Origin of the sequence: Veillonella sp. ZSJB6 (assembly GCF_051549505.1) — a bacterium.
Lineage (GTDB): Bacteria > Bacillota > Negativicutes > Veillonellales > Veillonellaceae > Veillonella.
In genome coordinates this window covers 1-236 of the sequence record NZ_JBPUGE010000190.1, presented here as the reverse complement: position 1 = coordinate 236, position 236 = coordinate 1, and the positions used below count along the sequence as shown (strand labels likewise).

Below are 236 nucleotides of genomic sequence, written 5' to 3'. Positions count from 1 at the left end.
AAACTCGTGAGTGCTATGGTGCTGATCGACTGCATGCAAAGCTCATAGAGCAAGGCCATGATATTAGCTTGTACATGGTCAGACGTATCAAAGAAGAACATGGCATCAAATGCCGTCGCCATAAACGCTTTAAAGTCACTACAGACTCAAACCATAATAAAATGGTTTATCCAAACGTGTTGGATCAGCAGTTTGGTGCTAAGCGTCCTAATGAGTCTTGGGTCAGTGACATCACC

Annotated in this window: 1 protein-coding gene; it reads left to right on the top strand. The window is 43.6% G+C overall.

Annotated elements, in window-relative coordinates; genetic code table 11:
- Nucleotides 1-236 (top strand): IS3 family transposase (locus ACSV5T_RS10375; RefSeq protein WP_438321094.1); only part of this gene is annotated, 236 nt, incomplete at both ends.